The 1,366-nt window shown below is 67.3% G+C and carries 1 protein-coding gene; it reads right to left on the bottom strand.

What is annotated here, in order from left to right:
- Nucleotides 1-44: 44 nt before the first annotated feature.
- Nucleotides 45-1,366: coniferyl aldehyde dehydrogenase (locus Q7T84_RS16185; protein WP_304810865.1), on the bottom strand; the 1,322-nt coding region annotated here is incomplete at its 5' end.

Raw genomic sequence — 1,366 nt, 5'->3', positions numbered from 1 at the left:
CCTCTCCCGAGGGAGAGGGACTTCTGGGGTGAGGGGCTTTGCCGCTAGCGCTTCAACTGCCCTTCCAGGTATTTGCGGATGGCCGGGCCGTAGGGTGGACGCATCTGCTGCAACGGTTTGTCGGCCTTGATCTGGGTGTAGATCGACTTGGCGTGGCTGAACTCGCGGAAGCCGTCGACGCCGTGATAGCTGCCCATGCCGGAGGGGCCGACCCCGCCGAACGGCAGGTTTTCCTGGGCCACATGGAAGACCACGTCGTTGATCGTGACCCCGCCGGCGGTGGTGGCGTTCAGCACCTTCTCGCGCTCGGCCTCGTCGGTCCCGAAGTAGTAGAGGCCGAGGGGGCGGTCGCCCTTGTTGACGTAGGCGATGGCCTCGTCGATGCCGCCATAGGTCTTCACCGGCAGGACCGGGCCGAAGATCTCTTCCTGCATGACCAGCATGTCGTCGGTCGGGTCGATGATCAGGGTCGGCGCGATCTTGCGATGCTCCTGCTGGGAGAGGTCCTCGCCATCGGGCTTCAGCTCGACGATGCGGGCGCCCTTGGCGCGGGCGTCGTCCACATAGTTCTTGATCCGGTCATAGTGCCGCTGGGCGACGATGGCGGTGTAGTCGGGATTGTCCTTCAGGGTCGGGAACATCTTGGCGACCGCGGCCTGGGCCCCGGCCACGAACGGCTCCAGGCTCTCGCGCGGGGTCAGGACATAGTCGGGCGCCAGGCAGATCTGGCCGGCGTTCAGGGTCTTGCCGTTCATGATCCGCGCCGATGCCACGGCGATGTCGGCCGATTGGCCCAGGATCACCGGGCTCTTTCCGCCCAGCTCAAGCGTCAGCGGCACCAGGTTGTCGGCGGCCGCGCGCATCACGTGGCGGGCGATGTTCGTCGCCCCGGTGAAGATCATGTGGTCGAAGGCCAGCCCTGCGAACGCCTGGCCGACCTCCGGTCCGCCGGTGACCACGGCGATCTCCTCGTCGGAGAAGGCGCCGGCGAACATCACCGCCATCAGCTCGGAAGTGGCGGGGGTGAATTCCGAGGGCTTGATCATCGCCCGGTTGCCGGCCGCCAGCACCCCGGCCAGCGGCGCGAAGGTGAGGTTCACCGGGAAGTTCCAGGGGCTGATGATCCCGACCACGCCCTTGGGCTGGTAGCGAATCTCCGCCTTCGCGCCGAACAGCCCCAGGATCGCCGGGGTGGGCTTGCGCTTTTCGGGGCGCATCCACTTGGTCAGGTGCGCGCGGGCGTGCTTCAGCGGGCCGATGGAGGCCGCAACGTCGGTGAAGGCGGTCGCCTCCTTGCTGCGCGAGCCGAAGTCCTGGTTCAGCGCATCGGCGACGGCGCCGGCGTTGTCGACCAACAGGCCGATGG

It is taken from the genome of Phenylobacterium sp., assembly GCF_030654915.1.
Taxonomy (GTDB): Bacteria; Pseudomonadota; Alphaproteobacteria; order Caulobacterales; family Caulobacteraceae; genus Phenylobacterium.
The sequence above is the reverse complement of the archived record's forward strand: the minus strand, read 5'-3'. Positions and strand labels throughout refer to the sequence as shown.